Annotated in this window: 16 protein-coding genes; all 16 read right to left on the reverse strand. The window is 62.5% G+C overall.

The features are described 5' to 3' along the window. Window positions 1–15 precede the first annotated feature (15 nt). A complete protein-coding gene (locus YH64_RS16510) occupies window positions 16–681 on the reverse strand; it encodes a lytic transglycosylase domain-containing protein (protein ID WP_046804246.1) in 666 nt (221 codons plus the stop codon). 3 nt (window positions 682–684) lie between these two features. Then, window positions 685–1,308: a TrbM/KikA/MpfK family conjugal transfer protein gene (locus YH64_RS16515; RefSeq protein ID WP_046804245.1), complete on the reverse strand. Its 624-nt coding sequence runs from the start codon at window positions 1,306–1,308 to the stop codon at window positions 685–687. A gap of 16 nt (window positions 1,309–1,324) precedes the next feature. Then, window positions 1,325–2,155, reverse strand: a complete 831-nt coding sequence (locus YH64_RS16520; protein ID WP_046804244.1) for a hypothetical protein — start codon at window positions 2,153–2,155, stop codon at window positions 1,325–1,327. A 60-nt stretch (window positions 2,156–2,215) separates the two neighbouring features. Next, a complete protein-coding gene (locus YH64_RS16525; RefSeq protein WP_082134433.1) occupies window positions 2,216–3,493 on the reverse strand; it encodes a prepilin-type N-terminal cleavage/methylation domain-containing protein in 1,278 nt (425 codons plus the stop codon). Between the two features lie 66 nt (window positions 3,494–3,559). Then, window positions 3,560–4,183 carry a type 4 pilus major pilin gene (locus tag YH64_RS16530; RefSeq protein ID WP_046804242.1) on the reverse strand — a complete coding sequence of 208 codons (624 nt, stop codon included), beginning with the start codon at window positions 4,181–4,183 and terminating at the stop codon, window positions 3,560–3,562. Between the two features lie 75 nt (window positions 4,184–4,258). Then, window positions 4,259–5,359: a hypothetical protein gene (locus YH64_RS16535; protein ID WP_046804241.1), complete on the reverse strand. Its 1,101-nt coding sequence runs from the start codon at window positions 5,357–5,359 to the stop codon at window positions 4,259–4,261. Next, the gene (locus YH64_RS16540) at window positions 5,356–7,149 is read right to left on the reverse strand and encodes an ATPase, T2SS/T4P/T4SS family (RefSeq protein WP_082134432.1); all 1,794 of its coding nucleotides are present in this window, start codon (window positions 7,147–7,149) and stop codon (window positions 5,356–5,358) included. Before YH64_RS16540 ends, YH64_RS16535 begins: the two co-directional genes overlap by 4 nt. Further along, the gene (locus YH64_RS16545; protein ID WP_046804240.1) at window positions 7,146–7,682 is read right to left on the reverse strand and encodes a hypothetical protein; all 537 of its coding nucleotides are present in this window, start codon (window positions 7,680–7,682) and stop codon (window positions 7,146–7,148) included. The genes YH64_RS16540 and YH64_RS16545 overlap by 4 nt, the downstream gene beginning before the upstream one ends. Next, on the reverse strand, window positions 7,666–9,027 hold the full coding sequence (locus YH64_RS16550) for a hypothetical protein (RefSeq protein WP_143215409.1): 1,362 nt from the start codon (window positions 9,025–9,027) through the stop codon (window positions 7,666–7,668). The genes YH64_RS16545 and YH64_RS16550 overlap by 17 nt, the downstream gene beginning before the upstream one ends. Window positions 9,028–9,029: 2 nt before the next feature. After that, window positions 9,030–10,721, reverse strand: a complete 1,692-nt coding sequence (locus YH64_RS16555; RefSeq protein ID WP_082134431.1) for a type II secretion system protein GspD — start codon at window positions 10,719–10,721, stop codon at window positions 9,030–9,032. A gap of 24 nt (window positions 10,722–10,745) precedes the next feature. Further along, window positions 10,746–11,483 (reverse strand): TcpQ domain-containing protein, encoded by a 738-nt coding sequence (locus tag YH64_RS16560; protein WP_082134430.1) that lies wholly within the window; start codon window positions 11,481–11,483, stop codon window positions 10,746–10,748. A 15-nt stretch (window positions 11,484–11,498) separates the two neighbouring features. Next, window positions 11,499–11,825 (reverse strand): hypothetical protein, encoded by a 327-nt coding sequence (locus YH64_RS16565; protein WP_046804238.1) that lies wholly within the window; start codon window positions 11,823–11,825, stop codon window positions 11,499–11,501. After that, window positions 11,809–12,084, reverse strand: a complete 276-nt coding sequence (locus tag YH64_RS16570) for a hypothetical protein (RefSeq protein ID WP_046804237.1) — start codon at window positions 12,082–12,084, stop codon at window positions 11,809–11,811. Before YH64_RS16570 ends, YH64_RS16565 begins: the two co-directional genes overlap by 17 nt. 707 nt (window positions 12,085–12,791) lie before the next feature. Beyond that, the gene (locus tag YH64_RS16580; protein WP_046804236.1) at window positions 12,792–15,929 is read right to left on the reverse strand and encodes an autotransporter domain-containing protein; all 3,138 of its coding nucleotides are present in this window, start codon (window positions 15,927–15,929) and stop codon (window positions 12,792–12,794) included. A gap of 303 nt (window positions 15,930–16,232) precedes the next feature. Continuing rightward, window positions 16,233–19,262: an autotransporter outer membrane beta-barrel domain-containing protein gene (locus YH64_RS16585; RefSeq protein ID WP_052945984.1), complete on the reverse strand. Its 3,030-nt coding sequence runs from the start codon at window positions 19,260–19,262 to the stop codon at window positions 16,233–16,235. Window positions 19,263–19,557: 295 nt separating this feature from the next. Further along, entirely contained in the window at window positions 19,558–19,845 is a 288-nt protein-coding gene (locus YH64_RS16590) for a ClpX C4-type zinc finger protein (RefSeq protein WP_046804235.1), read from the reverse strand. Between the last annotated feature and the right edge of the window lie 57 nt (window positions 19,846–19,902).

Consider the following 19,902-nt stretch of genomic DNA (forward strand, 5'->3'; position numbering starts at 1 on the left):
GCGAGGGGTGCGCTCCTACTGCGCCGGCAGGCGTGAGGACGGCGTTGGGACCGGCCTGCCGAATGTGGCATCTGGGCGCGGCTCGAATGCGTCTTTGCGAGGCGTCACAAAAGCGTCGTTGCGGGGCCTTTGAAAGGCGTCGGGTTTGGACGGCTTCGGAAGCGGCGGGCTACGCGTCTTGGCGTCAGCATTGGCGGGCGCGCCGCCCTCCTTCACGATGGCCGGTACCGCCAGGCCAGCGCCGGCGATGACCTTGCTGACATACCCATTCCTGAAGCCCGAGGTCAGGTTGCCCGTGTTGTAGCAACTGAATGCCGCATACAGCGCGTTCTGTCCGGGGCCGTGCAGCTTGGCCGCTCGCTTGTAGCAATCGACGAGGACGCGCTGGGCGGATGCGAGATTGACGCACGGGTCGAAGATGCTCTCGGGTGTGACACCGAGCCACTTCCAGTTCCGCACGTTGATCTGGCCGTAGCCGACGTCGAAGTCCACACCTTTAGCCATCAGATCGCGCACCGCCTGGATTGCCTCCTCTTTGGATTTCGGGCGGATGCTTACATGGGGCTTGGCGTTGACGCCAATGGCGAGCGGATTGAAGGCTGACTCGTGACGGACCACAGCGCTGAGCGTACTGATGTGCACGTCGGGCGCACACTGCCTGGCGAGGGTAGGGAAGTCCATCGGTCAATTCCCCACCATGCCGAAGCCTGGTCCCTTGCCGTTCTGCTCGCGCTCTTTGCGTTCTGCAAGCGCCTTCTCGTACTTGGCAAGCTCGCGTTCGTAGTCCCGTGGCTCCACCCAGTAACCGCCGTCGGCGGGCGTCCCGACGTAAAGCGGTAGAGCATCGTCAAAGGCGGTGTATTCATGCGACGTGTAAACGCTGCAATAGCTGGGGCGTTTGTTGCTGATGATGAGGGTGCCGTCGTCGTTGCTGCCGCGCCAGGTTCGAAGCGCGACGTTCAGTGCAGCGGCGTCGCACCGGCCGGCACCTTGTGAAATGGCGCGCACCAAATCGCTCATTTCCTTGGAGTCATCAGAAGCGGGGCACAACGAAAGAAAGTCTCGTCGTGCTTCCAAGGTGTCGGATAGCTTCTTCATGCTGATGCCGAAGTACCGGGAAAGCGATGGCGCGCACTCGCTCGGACGAGTGCCGCTGGACAGGCAAAGAATGGCTTCGCATGCCAAGCGCTTGTCGCCTTCCAGCACGTCGCCGACGTTGACGCTAGGCGCTCCGGCTGAATAGGCCGGCGTGACCACCGGAGTTAGTGTTACCGCCAGCAGCAGTAGCAAGTGGCGAAGGGTTCGCATACGCGTTCTCCTGGATTTAGTTGCAGATACCGTAGTTGCCGACATCAATGAGCTGGCCATGCAGACGAGTTTCAGTCGCGACCGTGCATCCGCTGACGGAGGTAATGTTCACCACGCGAGTCGCGCTCTGGCAGTTGTCGGCATCGCCACCACTACTGGTGTCGCAGCTACCGTATAAGGTGGCGGTCCGATTTCCGTTGGAGAGCTGGCAATAGCCCGAAATACCTTTGGTCACGGACGTGCCGGGTGGCATCAGCTGGCCCGTCCACACTCGAGTGGTGTCCCCTGACGTCGTGCCCGATGCGTGGATGCAGTTCAGTTCTGCGGTCGGGCGATAGATGGTGGCGCCAAACATCGTCCCGTAGTTGACTTGCATCTGCGCGGCGATCGTGCCTCCCAAACTGTTGTCGAGCGTCTCGCCGGTCTCGCCGCCACGGGCCTTTGCGATCACGACATCGAGGACACCGCGGGCGCGAGATGCCGTGCAACCGTCTTGCCACGGCCCCCAGCCCTCATAGGCGACGTCGTTCGCGTTGGCTTGCAGCACGTAGTAGGTCCGGTACCGGACCTGATTGCCCGTGTGTCCAGCGGGGCATTGCGCATACTCGGCCTGCGTCTGTGCGATGCGGCACCCACCGTAGGTTGTGTGCCACGAGTAGCCGCCTACACAACCACCGGGCGGAAGTGGCGCGCCCTGGTCGACCCGGATGACCATCGTGTTGAGCTCGGTTCCCAGTTGTACGTCCGCTTGATTGGCGGTTGATGCCTGGCTGACCGTGGGCAGGAGCAGCGTGAAGAGCAGGGCGAGCAAGGCCCGGCCCTTGCCTCGCGTGGAGGGAAGGAACATGGATATCTCCGATAGATGAGCCGCTTGATTGGCGGCGAAGGGAAGGCCTGTGGCGCTGGGCTAGTTTTTGCAGCCCTGAATCACCGAGGCGCGTGCGCCCATGTCTGCGGGTGAAATCACGACGCGGTCACCTGCAACGCTGGCGCGCTGTGCCATACGGACATAGCTATTTCCAGCGTTCTGGAATGTGCCACTGAAGGAGCCGCCAACCGACACGGCGCCAGCGGCGTTGACATAGCCCGAGCCCTGGATGCTGCCGCCGATCGCGCCGCCGATATTGATATCACCACCGCGTGCGGTTGCGTCCACACCCTGCAGGGCGATCTGACGCCACGGCGACAACCCAGCAGGGCACGTTACCGCGGGGATTGCAGCGTCGTTGGGAAGGTCGCTGTACGTGCCCGTGATTACGTGACCGTTCTGGGCGAACCACACGCCGCCCGTGCAAACGGCGAGCAGCTTGTTGGCGGTCGAAGCGTATAGGCCTTCCGGCGTGCACGCAGCGCCAGGAGCGACGGCCGTGTTGAGCAGTAACCCGGTGTTGGTCTGAATCGCACCGGCCACCGTCAGGGTGTTGTTGAACGTGACCGGTCTGGTTTCTCCGTGACGGACGAATTGACCGAAAGGCGTGGCACCCAAACCTGCCGCCAGGACTGCATGGCCCGGCTCCGCGCCGAAATCGAACCATCCGCGCGGAATGTTCATGAGCGGGCCCTGGACGTTGCTCCCGCCGTTGGCGTCATGCCCGCCGTATCCTTCTGACGCCGCCATCACCTTGCCCAGGAGGATTTGGTTGAAACGAGCCGCCTTGCCGGCCGGTGCTGTGCAGACGTCATTGATTCGACGGCTACGAACATCGCTGATCGGTTGGCAGGTATATACATAGGCGCCCGTGCGGCAGTTGTCACCGGGGCATGTTCCTTCGCGGACAAGGATGAAGCGGGCGGTTTGACCCAAGGGTGGGAAGCGCGGCGTACTTGGCGGTAGCAGGCCCAGCGCTGCGAGATCCGCGACACCGCCTCTTGCGACCTGCGCTCCCGGAGCGGCAACCCAGGCGAGTGTCGGCGGCGGGGGATAAGTGCCGGCTGGAGCGCTCGCGACATTCTCGCCACGAAGCCAAGCTTCGTGCTTTACCTGAAGGTCAACTAATGCGCCGCGAATTTGAGCTAAATAGCGGCCGGTCGATTCCGCTGCGGCCGCGTCAACCTGTCGCTTTAGTGACGGTCCGCTCAGCACAACGGCAAGTGTGAGGAGCGCGAGCACGACCATCAACTCGACAAGCGAATAGCCGGCCTGGCGGTGAACTGGGCGAGGCACTGTAACTTCAGAAGGGCACATGGCAGGTTCGCCGTCTATGCAATGTCAGGCGAGGCAATGCCTCGCCCGGATTGCGGGGTTACGGATTCATCGCGTGGCGAAGACGAACGTGTTGTTGTCACCCTTCACGCAAAGGTCTTGTGCTGTGACCGCATTGAAGGATCCTGGCTCGTTGTTCGTGCCAAGCGTCTTTGCGGCGGTTCCATTGACGCTGATCGTCTCTGATACCGAGTTCAAGGTGGTGGCCAGGCCGGGGCACGCCCTGTGGTTCACATTGGTCAACGTCAACCCGAAGGCGCTACCCGCAGCACCACCACCGAGAGCCACCGGGCCGATCGTAATCGTGCCGTTCGAGCCGGCGCCGGTGCCTCCCAGGCGATGCGCCACCGTGGCGCCGTTTACCTTGAACACCGAGGACTCCATCAGCGCCGGCGCGAGATTTGCCACGTTGTTGATGGCTGCGTAGGGGGTGACGGAATCGCCTTCGCCAAGCAAGCGGGTCGACGTCATGAATCGCTGAAGTTCAGAGGCGGCCGGCCCAACGCGCGCTTGAATGAAGAAGCCCTTGATGGCGGGCATGCTGAGAATCACCAGGACGCCAATGATCACGATCACAGCGCCGATTTCGGTGAGCGTGTAGCCCCCTTGGCGGAGGCGTTGGCGGGCGAAGCTATTCCGGGCACGTTGAGGTTGTACGTGGGGTTGAGTCATATCGGATTCCAGAACCTGAAGGTAGTTGTGGCCATCTTGGAGATAGCTAGGGATTGGTGTGATTGGTGGCGGGTTCTAACTCATGGCGTCGAGCATTGCTCCGTTTTGTAGATCCCATAGGACGCTTTGATGCCAGCCATAAAGGCCCGCCATTGCGAACACGGCGCAGCCCAAGATGACCCAGCGGAGCACTTTCGCTCTCGTCTCGACTCGCTTTAGGACAACGGATTCCATCCGCTGCCGAGTCTTCTGCAACGCCGCGTCCAAGCCCAGGGTGCTTGTGAGGTCCTCGAGGTACCAATATGTCTCACGGTCCATCAGGCCAACATCGAACACTCGTGCGCCCGACTCAGAGTCTTCGAGGCGGTGCTGAATGGCCTGCAAGCGGCCGGTCAGCCAACGAGATGCACCGTCGAATTGGAGTTCGATGGCCTCGCGTAGCTGCATCGTCTTTCCGGTCCTTGGTTTGACGGCAGTTGCCGCAGTGCTGATGACGCCGATGCCCTGTACGTCCCGATACAAGCGGTATGGTCCCCAGCGATCTAGGAACCTTCGTATCGGACCGTCCAAGTAGGGGAAGGAAAACCTGAATGCAAGCGCTAGTACCAGTGCTCCGACCCAAATTCGATTGCCGTTATCTCGTATCCATTCGGCCAAGTCGAAGAATGCCCGCGTAGATGGGCTTAGGTACGCCCTGGGGACTACAGGCAGTGCGTCGATAATCATCGGCGCGCTGAAGTAGGGAATTGCAACCATGATTACGAGCCATAGAAGAATCAAGGTCAGCACCGACGCCAACAGCGTCGTAACGAGAATCCCCCGCAGCTTGGCGTTAAGCCGCACGAGGCCGGCCATATCGCGTAGGCCGCTTGATAGGACCGCTTGGTCTTGGCCCTGCAACGAGACAAATTCCGCGACCTCTTTGGGAGGTAGCGTGCCGTGTAGCGTCAGGCCGATCTTGCCGGTCTCGACAATTTTGTGCGCCCAGTACGCGGAGAGAATGCCCCGCGCGCTTCGCCCATAGCGCTGGGCGTCTCCGTCGAGAATGTTCAAGATCGTGCGCTGGCCCTGGCTGTCCTCTGCCATGTCCGCCAGGTACTCATACCAATCGGCTCGCTGGCGGGCGAACTTGCTCGCAGCCTGTCCAACCCTTGTGAGTACGAACGGCAGTTTCATTCTCGCTTCCTTTCACGCAATAGCGTCGCGAATGCTTGGAAGTGCGGCTCGATATCGCGCGGGTCGATCATGCCCTGGCTCATCTTGTAGACGGCGCAATCCATGGTGGTCTTTCCTTCCATGTCCGGCTGGTCGTAGCCAGACGCGCGGTGGCCAGCGTAGATTTCGCGCAGGCGCAGCTCATCGCCTTGGCTGATGGCCCGCAGCGCGTCTGGATCGGATGACGGTTCGAACATTTCGGCGACGACTGTTCGACCCGCATATCCAAAAAGCTCCGGGATACCTTTTATTCGGCATTTTTCACATCCCAGCGGATCGCGAACCCTGATGCGCGAACTGTCGAATCCGTAAAGGGCTTCGATGTCTCCTAGGTACCGAGACCACGTATCGCGATCTTGGCGGACGCCCAGCCGGTCGGCAGCACCGTCGAGCAACGAGGAAGCGGGAAGCGCGCAGCTGCACATGACAGGCATCAGCGCCTGGTGTGCCAGAAGCTTGAGGACGCCTGGGGTTCCCAGTGTTGCGCGTGGCACACCGATTTCGCTGGATGCAAACCGTTGCGGGATGGACAGCGCATGCCCGACGTGGGTCGTGGTGTACAAGCTGCCGCCTGCTAGAACGATGTCTACAAAGGCAGAACCGGTCAGTTGATCGCGGATTTCGCCTAGAAATACATCGCTTGCCGCTGCGCGCTTTAGCGCCATGAGCTTCGAGCGCATTGCGTCGCGATCTGAGCCATCAAGCGACCTCGAGAGGCTTGCGGCCAGCGCTCTGGGTATGGTCAGTTCAACGGGATCCTCAATGGTCATGACCTTGCGCGTCTCAGGCAACCGGACGATCAGCTGCGCATTGGTCACGGTCTTGCCAGATCCAGGGATGCCGCCGATAACGATTGCCCCGCCCATGCTTTGCAAACAGCGCTGGAACTTGGCGATGTGCGAGGGCAGAAATCCCAGCGTTCCCATGTCGACCGGTTCAACCTTCGCCTCCATGTCGAGTATCCGAAGCGTGATCGATGGACCCTTGTCAGTAACGAACGAGCCCCACCGGAGCATGTAGGAGCGCCCATCGACCACCTCGTACAGTCGACCTTGCTGTTCCTTTGCCATGTCGAGGAATAGCCCACTTCCACCGTGAACGTCCATCCATGCGACGTTGCCCATTTCGATTAGGCGCTCAGTAGGCATGCTCAACTGCTTGGGCGTCGTGTACTGCCCATCGATCGTCGCGCTGACGCGGGAAATTGGGGCGGTCGTGTCGATGTTCAGGTGCATGTCGCTTGCGCCGTTGCGGATGCCCCAGGCGGAAAGATCGTGAAATCCGACGCGCACGGCCGAACGGGCACCAAGCGAACGCGTGCGGGACGTGCGTTGCTTGACGTCCTTCGCCTGCATGCGTTCCCGGACCAAAGCTAGCAGCACGACAGGGTTGACCGTGTAGATGTCGACCTCGTCGCTTTTGGCTGCTTCACGAGCGCGTTGTAGGACTGCGCGGTAGACATCGGATTCCTGCTCACCCTGCTTGACGAATACGACGTATTTGTTGCCCTCTAGCTGCGCTACGCACGCCTTCGCGGCAGCTTCGGAGCCGCACCAGTCGACGCGGAGCAGTTCAAAGGGCGGATGCAGGCGGTCGACGTCTTCAAAGGAATCAAGATGCCCTTCCAGGGAGTCGGTCTCCTGGACATGCGCTGGCGCCATGCTAAGGACGGGGGCCGGTTCCTCTTCGCGAAAACCAACGCGCAGCATGCGCGTCATTCGACGCGCCCATTGGAAAATTCCTAGCTTCATGGAGTCCTCTCGTTTAGGCAAAAGGTGAGCGTCTCATCCGTTTGAGACAAAAACGTAGCGCAGGGAGCAGAAATTTCCAGCAGACGCATGCCCTGGCCATGACCTGTGACCGGTGAGGCCTTCCCGTTCAGATAGACGGCCTGTCTGTTGTCCAGCTGCAGATGCGCCGCGAGGCGACCGCCAACGCCGACGATGGCGACCAGCCGCGCCAGGGGTTGTTTTGGGGGTGATGTTGAGGTTGCCGCCGCCTGTTCCGCATCAGCCGGAGCGGTGGCCATCGTTGGCGGTGCGCCGAGCGGCGAACCTGCGATTGCTGCCTTGGACTTCGAGCGTTCCAGGGCGAGCGCTTGGTTTGCGTCATGCTCCAGCAGCTCGCGTACCAAATGGCTCGGCGGTGCCGCCGGGGCTTCAGGCGCTACCGATAACTTGTCAGCTTGCGCTGCCCCTGTGGCTGGCATGCCGATCGCTAGGGCTAGGCCAGCCAGGCAAAAGGCAAGTCGAGCGCGCATCGAATCTTCACGGCGCGAGTACATAGATATCTCCTTTCAATGTGGCCGAGAAGGCGCTCGTGACAAGTCCTGGCGCCGAATCCGGCTGGTAACGCACATGCAGCTGCGTTATCAGGGTCGTGGTCGGCAAGGCCAGGCCATAGAGCGAGCGCAAGGGGGCATTGATCACCAGCGCGCGGCTGGCGGGTAGCTTCGTGCCCTGTGGCATCGGCACGGGTTGTTCCAGGCCGTTGGGCAATTTGATGTTGGGGACCAAAACTTGCGCGCTTGCCGGCTTTGACAATGTGAAGTCTGTCAACGCCGGTCGAAGTGCTTGCCAGCTTGGCTCCCAGACCGTCTGGACCACATCTGGTGCCGGAAGGTCCTTCAACGGCAGAATTTGTGTTGCAAGGGCCTTTGACAGTTGCCAGGTCGCGGTTGCGGTATCTAAATCCGAATGAGCGATGCGGAAGGAGTCAGCCAGCGCCGCCCGCAGCGTATGGTTGTCAGCCAAACGCGTGCGGCGGTAGGTCGCAGCACACGTCCCTGCCCCCGGTCGGCAATCGACTTCGGTCAATCGCCAGCGCCCTGGCTCTACCGGCACTGCGAGGACCTCATTGAGAAGTACGTCCAGGCCCGTGCTGCCCTGGGTCCGGACCGACTTCGCCCAGGTGCTTATGGCGTTGTTCCAGAGCGCAGTGGCATCGAATTGGGGTTGTGCTGCTTCTGCCAACTCCTGAAGTCGTGCCTGTCGTTCTTCCCACCAAGTGGACCCAAAATCCCATGCCTCGTAGACAAGGACCGCAGCGATTAGCACCCACCAGATGGGCGACACCATGGACAGTCTGAAGGAAGCCCTGCGCAGCGCCGATTGTGCATTCACATGCGCGGTGAGCTGTTGCAAGGAGAACACGCGCGCTTGCGTGAGGTAGTCGCTATGCAACTGATGTTCCCGGTAGCGCGTCGTGACTTCGTCCACGGCAGTCTTCGCCGCAGCCTGGTCGGGGAATACTGTGTCGCCGCCCGTCTGCACGACGCCGTCGATCACAACCGCCAACCATACGGATTGATCGGGCAGTGTGCATGCGACAACATGGGTGCCATGTCGGTGCATCTGTGCAAATGCGGCGGCGCCTGAGAAAAGCGTTGCCCGGGTCTTTGCACGTGTTTCGCTGCCTTTGGCCGTCACCAGACCGACAGACGAGCTGCGCGCATCACTTTGCACGTAGTGCGTTGCCTTGGCTTTGCGTGCGGCTTGGAGTGCAAGTTTCTGGAGGTCTTCGCCCAGGACTGTTCGCCACTTGAGCCCAAAAACGAGTTGATTAGGCGAGCCCGGTATCGCGACGAGCCTGTAGCTCGTGCGCCGAGCGACTTTCTGTCGCGTTGCCAAGGTCAGAATCCTTCTTCTGGAATTGCGGTTACGAGCACCACTGTCAGCAGTTGCTGCTCTTGCGAGGCGTCAGACCCGCCCATGACCATCGGCGCTTTGTCGTCAAGACGGCGGCGGGTCGAACTGTCGGCAAACTGTTGATATCCGCCAATGACCACCTGCTCTCCGGGGCGAACCATTACCTGCTGTACGCGCCCTTGGCCGCCGATGTTGGTCTGCTGCACGAACGACTGATCGTCACGTGACCCGAGCGGCTGCTTCTTCATTTCGATGAGCCGGGTGTCGTCGTAAGCGATGGTCAGCAGAACCTGGCCGTCATCTTGCGCGTCAGGCACGACAGTGAGGAACGTCCCGACCGTCTTTTCGTCTTGCGTGACCGTGACGGTCGGCGCCGAGCTGTCGGACGTGCTTTGTGTCTGTTGCAGATCCTTGATGTACTGGAATGTGTTGCGCGTGTCGTACTTCGCGGGGCGGCGGTTCTGCGAAAGAAGCGGAATGCTCTTGTGATTGACGATCGACCCGAGTTGCGAAAGCGCGCTCAGTGCGATGTTGGTGCCAGCGAAGGGGCCGCTGCCCACCGAAGCGCCCACTGAGCCCGCCGCCTGGGCTGCGTCTAGCAAGGGGCCTACGCCGGTTGCCGATGCTGTGTTCCCGCGCCCGAGGCTGTTGAACAGAATTTTCCAGTCGACGCTGCCCTGGTTCAGGCGATCGCGTTGGACGGTGATCTCTTCAAAGACGAGGCGCACCCGACGCGTCATCTGGCGATTCTCAGCGTCCAGAAATTCACCGATTCGATCCTGCGCATCCTTTGTATCGGTGACCACGATGGTGTTGGCCGCACCGTCCGCAGACTTGATTACGCCTGCGCGACTGAGGAACTGGCTGAGCTTGGTGACGACAGCGGCCAGTTCACGGGCTTCTTCTTTCGAACTGTTGGTCGACTTGTCCGCGAGCGTCGAATTCGCCGATTTGATGTCGCGTTGAAGGTTTTCTTCAGCGGCTTGGGTGGGCGTGCGGACGACGTAGCTCTTGGTCTCCGTCCGATAGAAGCGAAGCGCACCGATCTTTTCGTCGTAGCGCCAGTAAACGCCCAACCGCAGGGCAATCGAGTCCAACACGGACGCCAACGGAGCTTGGCCAGGGGGCAAAGGAGCCATCTTCGTGCGCGCAACCCCCTGGGGCAGTACCGGGCCTGCAATGCGGTCAACGGCAATACCGGGGATTAGGGCCGGAACCAGCGTGTCGGCTGTGGCCGCCGTGACGCTGGCACTTGCGGTGGCGATGCCCTGCTCGATTGCCAGGCGCGGAAGGAAATATTCGGCCGGCAGCAACGCGTCTGCCGACACGTGGGTCAAGATGCCGGTGGCGAGTTGGATGCGGTCGGCGAGCGTCTTGAGGTCTGCCGCGCTGTTCTCGAACAACAGAGTCGTGTTGAGGTTTGCACGCAGCGCTGGAGGCAGCGTGACATCGCGGGCAAGCGGCTGGGGCCGGCCTGCGATCCACGGCAGTTCAACCACTTGGCCTTTGGCGCGGTCGGTGTCTCCTGCCATGCCCTTGAAGGCGTCCATGGCAAAGGTGCCCTTGGAACCCTCGTGCTCAGCACGGGCGTTGACTCGGTCTGTCGATTGGAGTGCGGAGCAGCCGGACAGCGCTGCAAGCGTCAGTGCGGCCGCTACAGTGCGGTATGCAGTCATGGGTATTCCTGGTCAATGCCACGGCTAGGATTGCGGGGCGGGGGAGCGATTGCAGCTGCGGGTGAAGGGCAACATGCGCAGGACGCGGTTGCCGTAGAAGCAGGGGCGGATAGGCGATTCGCTCATAGCGACCGCCTGGGACAGCGCCTGGGTGGCCTCCCGGAAGGAGGCCTCCTCGAACTCGGCCGGAGCCTGTATCGGTATGTCGAAATTCAGTTCCCACTGATCAGGCCCAAACGTCCAGTTGGCGTCGGACGCCCAGCGCACGAGCGCTTGGCGGACCGTCCCGTCCTGCGGGCTGATGCGCCAAATTTGCTTGAGCGGTTCCACGATTTCCGGTTCGGCGACCGGCTCCGTCGAAGCGACCTCCACGGTGATGACGGGGCCAGGCGCGACTGCGACCTGCTGCGGACTTGTGCTCGCCTCAGTGGTCTGTGCCGTCGTCTCGGCACCCGGTGCCGGCGTCGCGGTGGTGCTGGCGCCAGGGGCAGCAGCCGTTGCATCGGTAGCCATCGGCGACGTGGCGCTGGCGGGGGACGCTGGACTTTCAAGCTTGGGCGGCGCTTCGGGCACCGGGATCGGGGGGATGTCTGCCGAAGCCAGGGCTGTCGGCGATTTACCCGGTAGAACGGTGCGCGGATCCGCATGGTTGATCAGGATGCGTCCCGAGTCCGGGGGGGTCGGAGGGGCGGGCGGCACGAATCCGCAGGCCGAAAGAAGGCAGGCCGCCGAGACGACGGCCGCCAGAAGGGGTGCTTGCATGGGGGATCCTAAGAGTTACTTGAAAGTCCGGGGCATCACGCCCTGCCGTTCAAGTTCATGATGGACGGCGCGCAACTCGCCGGGTTGGCTCTGTCGCCTCGTGAGTAGCAACAGTTCGAGGAGGATGGGCAGCAGCGAAGCGTCGGATTGCCCGCTCGGAGCATTGTCCAGCAGGGTGAGGCGTAGCTGCGAGACATGTTCGGCGACCTGGTCGTCGACTTCGAGCCGATCCCGCAGGTACGCGGAGAGCGTCATGCCGCGATCCGCAGCTGCTTGCTCGTACCGTCGGCGGGCGGCATCGGACAGGCGGAACGTAATCGGGCGTTCAAGCAGGGAGCGCATGAAGCCGCGCCTCCTCCACCACGATGTGGCCCATGGCCTCAGCGAATGCCTGCTTGAACGCGTCCCGCCGGATTCTGCGTTCGAGGGGCGAGTCGGCTTTGCCCTTGCAATGCTCCATAAATTGCTGGTCGCGGTACTGGGCCGGACTCATCTCCGGGGCCGACTCAAACCAAGTACGAGCAGCGTGACGTGCGTCGCGCGCCGTGGACGGAAATTCAAAGGCTGCGGCCGGGGGATAGGCCGTGGGCGACTTGGCCATACGGGGCTCCTGCGTTCGATTTTGGCGTGCGCGAACGCTTGCGGCCAATTTGTGGGCAAGCGATTCGGTGCACGAGGGGGGATGCCGTCCCATCGGCCTCAATATGGTTTCGGGAGGGCGCGGCGAGAATTGAAGGGTGAAAAAGGGGATCGCTAGATCGGCCAGAGGGGGAGAATCCGCGGGGAGCGTGCGACGAGCCTATTGCCTGGCCTTGACCATATCTTGTCCATCATCATTGAAAATGAACATAAATCTCTGCAAATCCCTGGTTGAATGTCCAGTTGATGGATTGGGGCTATCGTTGCAAGTCGTTGATTAAAAAGACATTGTGACTTACAGGGATTTGCAGATCTGCGGACTTTTAATCCGTTGGTCGCGAGTTCGAGTCTCGCTCAGCCCACCACAGAACACCGCAAGACCCGCAATGAAAAAAACGCCGCTATCACTAGCGGCGTTTTTTTTTGCGGCGTTTTTTTTCATCTGCGGGTCGGAGGCGCTTCGCGGAACCTCCCGGGGGGATTGCTTGGATCTGCCTTTACGAACGGACGGCAAGAACGGACGGCAAGAACGGGGCGACCAATAACGGGGCCCAAGAAGGGCATCCAGGACCGCCGGCCAAGACCAGCATCCGGGACCGCCGCGCAAAGCCGGCGTCCAAGGCGGCATCCAAGAACGGGCTCCCTGAGCCCGCTCCCGGACTTTCCTTCTTAGAACCGAACCGCCAACTTCAGCACACCCGACTGCTGGCGGTTGCCGCCGCCGAACTGCGCGTCGTAGGCCACGCCCGCCGTGGTGTTCCGGGCGATGGCCATTTCAGCGCCCAAGCCCACCACTGCCGCGTCACGCGCGATGGGAACGCCTGTCACCGAGAACGTGCTGCCGCCTTCAAACGCCAATTCCTGCTTGGGGCTCACATCGCCCATCGCATGGCGCCAGCCCAGCGTTGCGGTCAGTCGACCCGGCGCGCGGTTGGATGCGAAATCCCACGAACCGCGCAGGCCCAGCGTGGTGCTGGTCACGTCGTCCGTGTTGCCCGAACCGTGCAATGCCGCCGTGCCGCCCGTCTCCTTGAAATCACGCGTGCGCAGCTGGTTCCACGCCAAGCCGGCGTAGGGCTCGATGCTGGTCGTGTCGCTCATCGGCAGCTTGTAGCCCAGTTCGGTGAACAGCTGCGTCGACGACGCGTGGTAAGACGATTCCAGTCGTTGATTCAGGCTGCCGGCCGCCACGTTGCGCTTGGCGTCGATGTCGTGCCACGTGTACGCAGCACCCGCCATGAACCGGATGGCGCCCGGGCCTGCGCTGAAATTGCGTCCGCCGAACAACGATGCCGTGTAGCTGTCGACGTTCGTGCGCGACGATACGTCAGCCATCGAGTTGTGGCTGCCGATGTAGCCCAGCGCGCCGCCCATCCGCCATCCATTGCCCACGTCGCCATCGGCGCCGAAGAAGAAGCCGCCGGCCGACTGGTTGACGCTGGACGCGTTGCCGTCACCCTTGAACGTGCTCCAGTTGCCGAACGCCTGCGCCCATACGGGGTACGCACCGCTTTGCGGTAGCGCGTTGGACGAGGGTGACCCCAGTTGCGCCGTGGGCCGGCCCGCCATCGCGGGTGCGTCCAGGTTGGCGCGCAGGTGCGAAAGGGGCAGGGTGCGCACGGCATCCGACTGGCTTTGCAGGATGCTGGTGGTGCTGGCGTACGCTTCGCCAGACAGCATCGCCAGGGCCGCTCGCGCTTGGCCCGGCGTCATGGCCAGCACCGCGTTGGTTACCTGACTGGCGGCCGTGGCTTTGCCGGGTGTGCTGCCGCTGGCGACGACCGTGGAACCGGGGGTAGTCGGCGTGGCGCCGTTGCCGGTGGCGGGGGGCGTCGTCGATGCGGAGGAGGTGGAGGTGGAGGCCGAAGTGCCGCCGGTTGCGGTCGACGCGTTGCCGGTGGACGTCGAGCCGGTGCCTGCCGACGCCGATCCATTACCCGTGGACGTTGATCCATTGCCTGCCGGCGCCGAGCCATTACCGGTGGACGTCGAACCGTTCCCCGCAGGCGCCGAACCATTGCCTGCCGGCGTCGAACCATTACCCGTGGACGCCGACCCGCCGCCTGCCGGCGTCGAACCATTACCCGTGGACGCCGACCCACCGCCTGCCGGCGCCGAGCCATTACCGGTGGACGCCGACCCACCGCCTGCCGGCGCCGAGCCATTACCCGCCGACGCGGACCCGTTGCCGCCTGCGGCCGGTGCTTCCTGGTCCAGTGCGCCGCCCACGCTGTTTTCGTTGCCCGTGTTGCCCACGCTGCCGATCGGCACGTCGTTGCGCGTCAGCGTCATGAAGGCGTTCTTGGCGTCGTAGCTCAGGGTGGGCGTCAGGAACGCATAGCCGCTGGACGCGCCCGTGAACCGGCCCTGGATGCCGCCATCCGCCGTCAGGATGTTGTACGTTGTGCGCGGCGCGTAGTTGCCGTCCGGGCCCACATGCGCGACGCTGCCGTCCAGGTAGGCAACGCCGGTGACGTGGATGCGGTCGCTGGCGCTGCTGGCCGGGTCGGCGTGCACGCGATAGATCGTGTCCTGGCCAAAGTTCAGGTTGCCGTTGATGGTCAGCGTGCCGATGGGCGATCCATCATTGCCCGGCGACACCACGGCGGTCGGGTAAAGCGTGGTGCTGCCCAATTGGCCCACCCCGGCCAGCACGACTTCGCGGCCGATATCCACGGGGCCGTTCAACTTGCCGTCGATTTCCAGTGCGCCGTCCGCGATCAGGATGGGGCCGGTCAGGCCGCTGCTGTCGGCGGTCAGGATGACCGAGCCCGGGCCGGTCTTGACGAAGCCCTGTGTGCCCTGCAAGGGGTTGTCGATAATGTCGACGAACTGGCCCGAGGCATAGGTGCCATCGCCCACGACGATGGCCGGTGGGTTGCCGCCGTTGCCCACCAGCGTGATGGGCGCGCCTTGCAGACGGTAGCGGTCGGTAGCGAACTGGATGCCGGACACGCGGACAGGGCCCGCGCCGCCGTCCACGGTAACCGTGCCGGCCGCGCCCGTGAAAATCGCGTAGCCGCCATCCGGCAGGGCGCCCGTGGCGTTGCCGGGGCTGTTCCAGTTTGTGCTTGCGGCGCTCCAGGTGCCGTTGCCGCCACCCGCGCGCGTGGCGGATGCCGCGCCGTTGCCGTTCCACAGATTGGTCGTGCTGGGGCCCAGGATAAGGTTGATCTGCTTATCGCCCGTCAACGACTGGATGGTGGCCCCGGGTGCCGAGTCGCCGGTGACGCTGCCCAGCGTCAGCCCGTTGCCCGACAAGCTGCCGCCGTACGACAGGATGCGGTAATAGCCCGCGTTCACGCCCAAGGTATTCACCGTGACGTTCAGCGTCGTGTTGTTGATGGCGGCGTCGCCACGGACCGTGATGTTGTCGCCCGTGCCGGGTTGGGTGATGGGCAGGCCCGCGTAGCCGGTCTCGAAGGCAAACACGCTGTTGTTCATCGACAGGTTGCCGTTAACGACCAGGTTGCCGTTGGAAACGCCCGTTGGCGTGCCGACTTCGTAGCCGGGGGCAACCCGCGCGCCGGAGACGTTCAAGTCACCATTGACGGTGCCGAAGCCCGCCACCGTGCCATTCGATGATGCGTTGACGTTGCCGCCCAGCGTGACGCCCGCGCCACCGCCATTGCCACCGATAACCAGCGTACCGCCGTTGACGTCCACGCCCCCGGCGTAATTGGCCGAGCCATCGAACACTTGCGTATTACCGGGCGAAACCGTCAAGTCGGCGGCCATGACGCCGCCGCAGTAAGTTGTACCCAGCGCCAGTGTCGCCGTCAGCCACTTCTTCGTGCCGTATATCAAAACTGCGTCCTTTGTCTCGATTAATAATCCACGGCACAAACATTGCTGGATTGTTTTAAACGTATTTCTACGTAACAGGCCAATATGTGTGGACCGAATGGGTTAACGAAAAAAAGGACGCAATTTATACCAGTTCTTTTATATAACAAAACGCCTGCAAACAGATACCATCCATTCTGAAATCGCAGGCGCGGCGGATACCAACCGCAGTATTAATAAATGGCAGGCAGATACCATCCTGTTATATAAAATGCGAAGTTTGAAACACTAATTATTATTGAACGACAAAACAAAACGCGGCGGTCAGTATCTCCATGTCATATGCAGTGACCCCGCGTTTTCACGGTTACCACCGCCGAACTGGCCACTGTAGGTCAAACCAATCGTCGCGTTTTTGGTGACGGCGGTTTCGACGCCCAACTCGGCCAGCGCGGCATTGCGTGCGATGGGCGCGCCAGCCACGGTAAAGGCTTGTCCGCCATCAAAAGACATCACGGATTGGGGCTGCACATCGCCAAAAGCATGTCGCCACCCCAACGTCGCCTGGAGGCGGCCTTCGGTTTGGCCCACCGTAAAGTTCGTCAGTGCGCGCAAGCCCAGCGTGCTGGTGGTCTGCGTGGTGCTGTCGCTTTCCCCGCGCAGCGCGGCTGAACCGCCTGATTCCGAGAAGCCGCGGGTGCGCGTGTCGCTCCATGCCAGGCCGGCAAAGGGCTCGATGCTGACGTGTTCCGAAACGGGCAGGGCGTAGCCCAGTTCCGTGAACAATTGCGTCGTGCTGGCGCCATAATCGGCCGTCAGCTTTTGCGAAGCACCTGCCACGCTGGCGTGACGTTCAGTGGATATGTCGTGCCAGGTGTACGACGTGCCCAGCATCAGATTCAACTTGCCCGGCCCCATCTCAAACACTTTGCCGCCGAACACGGCCGCGCTGTACCCGGCGACGTCGGCTTTGGACGAGCGGTCGTCAACGCGTATGTCGGCGTCGGTAAAGCCCAGCGCGCCTCCCAGGCGCCAGCCGCCGCCCAGGGCATGGTCCACGCCGGCGAAGACGCCGCCTGTCTTCTGGCGGACTTGGCCGGCATCGCTGTTGCCTTTCAAGGTTTGCCAGTTGCCGATCACTTCGGCCCAGGCGGGCTGCGCGTTTGACGAAGGCAAGGCGGACGCTAAGGGCGTGCCGCTGGCTTGCGCGGTGGGGGCGCCCGGCCGCATGCCGGCGCCCATATTGGCGCGCAGATAGGCCAGCGGCACGGTGCGCACCGTGTTGTTAAAGCCGGTCAGGCTGGAGGTCACGCTGGCGTGCGCTTCGCCGGACAGGCTGTTGAACGCGGCGCTGGTGGCGCCTTCCGGCAGCGTCAGGATGTAGTCGTGCAGCGGGTTGCCGGCGGGCAGGCTGTCCAGCGCATTAGCCACGGCACGTTGGTTGCCGCTTTGCGCCGCGTCGGCGAAGGCGATGGGGCGGGTCGGCGTTTCCGGGGTGCCGGGCGTACCCGGGTCCACGGGCACCTGCTTGCGGCCAAGCTGCATCACGACGTTCTGGGCGTCGTAATGCAACGCCGGGTCCAGAAAAGCGTAGTTGGACGACAAGGAGTCGAACCGCCCGTTGATCGTGCCGGCGCTAAGAATGGTGTATTCGCGCTGCGTCTGGAACCCGCCATCCGGGCCGATATGGACGGCGGACCCCGCCAGATTCGCCGTGCCGCTGACCACTACGCGGCTGCTTGCCGACGATTGCGAATCCGCCATCACCTGGTAGACCGATCCTGGCGAGAATGTCAGGTCGCCCGCTACGGTCAGCGCGCCGCCAAGCTTGCCGGGCGACAGGATGGCGCCGCTTTGCAGCGTGGTCGTGCCAACCTGGCCAACCCCGCGCAATGACGCGCCGCCTGCTACGTTCAACGTGCCGCCCAGGATGCCGTTCACCGTCAGGGCGCCGCCTTGCACATGGGTCTGCCCGCTGAAGGCGCTGGAATCGCCCGTGAAGATGGTCGTGCCCGCCAGCACGTCGATCGTGCCCATTCCCGGTGACAAGGAATTGATTGCGGGGGCAAAGACATAATCCGTGCCGGTGTGGTTGAAGACCAGCTTGCCGGTCCCATTGCCAAAGCGCACGCCCAGCGCCGCCTGCACCACGCCGGGAGCCGTGGCGGCATCGCCGGCGGCGGCGCCGATATTCAGGGTGCCGGTCGAGCCGGTAGCGTCACCGATCCGGACGCGGTTAGCCGTTTCCAGCATGGCGCCATTGGACAGGCTGACGGTGCCTTTGCCCTGATAGCCCACCAGGAATGCGCTGTTCGTTCTGACTTTGGTTTGCGGGCCGTCGGCGACGACGGTGCCCTCGCTTGCCGCGCTGTATCCCGCCACGATCTGAAACGTGTCGACCAGCGCGCCGTCCGTTGCCGTCAGTTCGCCTTTCGATCCTGCATCCATGCCGATGGCGACCATATCGTTCACCGACGAGAACCGGCTGCCAACGCCGGACACCGCCAGTTTGCCGACACCGCCGGCATATGAGCCCAAATAGGTTCGGGTGGCCGATGTGGCCGACGCGCCGCCGGTGATGGTGACGGTGCCCGTGCCGCGCGCGCCGATCGTCATGCTGCCGCTGGTCTGTAATGAGGCCCCGGCGCCGAGGATCTCGACGGTACCCACCGAGCCCGCGCTATTGGCGACCAGCAAGGAGGAACCCTGCGCCGTGCCGTGATCCGAAATTCGCAACACGCTGGCGCCGCTGTCGCTGACGGTAATCTGCCCCGCCTGCAACGCGCTGCCCACGCCCGAAATATTCAGTGTGCCGTGGGACGTGGCTTGCGCGCCCAGCGACACAGTGTTGGCCGTGACGGCTTTGCCGCCCGCGGTAATGTTCAACGTGCCCGCGCCATATAAACCGAGGGTTAAAAAGGTGGCGTTCCATTGCGAGCCGGCGCCGCTGATGGTAGCCGTACCAGATTCAAGCTCGGACGTGCCGGCCGTAAAGCCATTATTCGAGTTGCCGACGATGGCGCTGTCGCTGTTTAACGTCCCGCCATTGATCAACGTCAACGATGGGCCGCCGATTGCGCCCAGAAACAATATGCCCGCCTGTCCGGCGCTGTTGTTGATAACCGGTGCGTTGGGCGCCACGCTATTGATGAATAAATAACCGGCGGCACCAGGAAGCGTCGCGGTGGACCAGTTTTGCGCGTCTTGCCAATCGCTGTTCTGCGTGCCGGTCCACGTGATGTTCTGGGCCAGCGCGGGCGTCGCGGCCAGCAGGCTCAACGACCACGCGCCGCTCAGGCCAAGTGATTGCAGGGCAAGACAAATCGCCCGTTTTTTCATTTCGTAGTAAGGCATTTTTGCTTTTCGGTAATGAGATGGGCGACGGCAAAACGGTGCACGCTTAATACTGGGTACTAAACGCGGGATGGCCATTTCACAGACGAAGGGAAAGCGGACGGGCCGGCACGTTCGATAATGTCGACAAAAAACAAAAACGCGTCAGGCGTGCGGCTTTTAATAATCAGCCCAACAGTGTTTTGCAACGTGCGCAGGCGATCTTACGGATAGCTGACAGCTTCAAAGCCCTAAGGAAGGCCGATATAAGCGTCCATATATCCCAATGCCATGCGTCCCTGGAATACGTGTTGCGTCAGGATGGCGTGCGCGCCGATGCGCCCGACAGCAAGTGCAGGCTCAGGCCGCAACTGCGTGCCCGTTCGGACAGCGCTTCGCTTTGCGTCAACGCCCGCCGGCTTTCTTCCAGCAGCACGTCCAGCTGTTCTTCCAGCGTGGCCGCCATGACCCAGGCGCGTTCCGAAAAGCGTTCCGAGAATTGGTCGACGCAGCGCTTGCAGATGGCTGCACCGTTTTTTTCCAGCAACGGCGCGCCCTGGGCCAGCGTTGAATGGCAGAAAATACAGGCAAGGGCGCGATTCATTTTGGCGGGCGGCTCGTTGTGGTGGGGGCAAGGCGCCGCGTGGATAACGGCGCCTAC

The sequence above is a fragment of the Achromobacter sp. LC458 genome (genome assembly GCF_001005835.2).
Taxonomy (GTDB): Bacteria; Pseudomonadota; Gammaproteobacteria; order Burkholderiales; family Burkholderiaceae_B; genus Achromobacter; species Achromobacter spanius_B.

Coding starts and splice junctions, on each gene's coding strand:
- YH64_RS16540 (WP_082134432.1), bottom strand. CDS start 7,149: ATGAAGCTAGGAATTTTCCAATGGGCGCGTCGAATGACGCGCATGCTG.
- YH64_RS16590 (WP_046804235.1), bottom strand. CDS start 19,845: ATGAATCGCGCCCTTGCCTGTATTTTCTGCCATTCAACGCTGGCCCAG.
- YH64_RS16525 (WP_082134433.1), bottom strand. CDS start 3,493: ATGTGCCCTTCTGAAGTTACAGTGCCTCGCCCAGTTCACCGCCAGGCC.
- YH64_RS16560 (WP_082134430.1), bottom strand. CDS start 11,483: ATGCAAGCACCCCTTCTGGCGGCCGTCGTCTCGGCGGCCTGCCTTCTT.
- YH64_RS16535 (WP_046804241.1), bottom strand. CDS start 5,359: ATGAAACTGCCGTTCGTACTCACAAGGGTTGGACAGGCTGCGAGCAAG.
- YH64_RS16545 (WP_046804240.1), bottom strand. CDS start 7,682: ATGTACTCGCGCCGTGAAGATTCGATGCGCGCTCGACTTGCCTTTTGC.
- YH64_RS16515 (WP_046804245.1), bottom strand. CDS start 1,308: ATGCGAACCCTTCGCCACTTGCTACTGCTGCTGGCGGTAACACTAACT.
- YH64_RS16565 (WP_046804238.1), bottom strand. CDS start 11,825: ATGCGCTCCCTGCTTGAACGCCCGATTACGTTCCGCCTGTCCGATGCC.
- YH64_RS16520 (WP_046804244.1), bottom strand. CDS start 2,155: ATGTTCCTTCCCTCCACGCGAGGCAAGGGCCGGGCCTTGCTCGCCCTG.
- YH64_RS16510 (WP_046804246.1), bottom strand. CDS start 681: ATGGACTTCCCTACCCTCGCCAGGCAGTGTGCGCCCGACGTGCACATC.
- YH64_RS16555 (WP_082134431.1), bottom strand. CDS start 10,721: ATGACTGCATACCGCACTGTAGCGGCCGCACTGACGCTTGCAGCGCTG.
- YH64_RS16585 (WP_052945984.1), bottom strand. CDS start 19,262: ATGCCTTACTACGAAATGAAAAAACGGGCGATTTGTCTTGCCCTGCAA.
- YH64_RS16530 (WP_046804242.1), bottom strand. CDS start 4,183: ATGACTCAACCCCACGTACAACCTCAACGTGCCCGGAATAGCTTCGCC.
- YH64_RS16570 (WP_046804237.1), bottom strand. CDS start 12,084: ATGGCCAAGTCGCCCACGGCCTATCCCCCGGCCGCAGCCTTTGAATTT.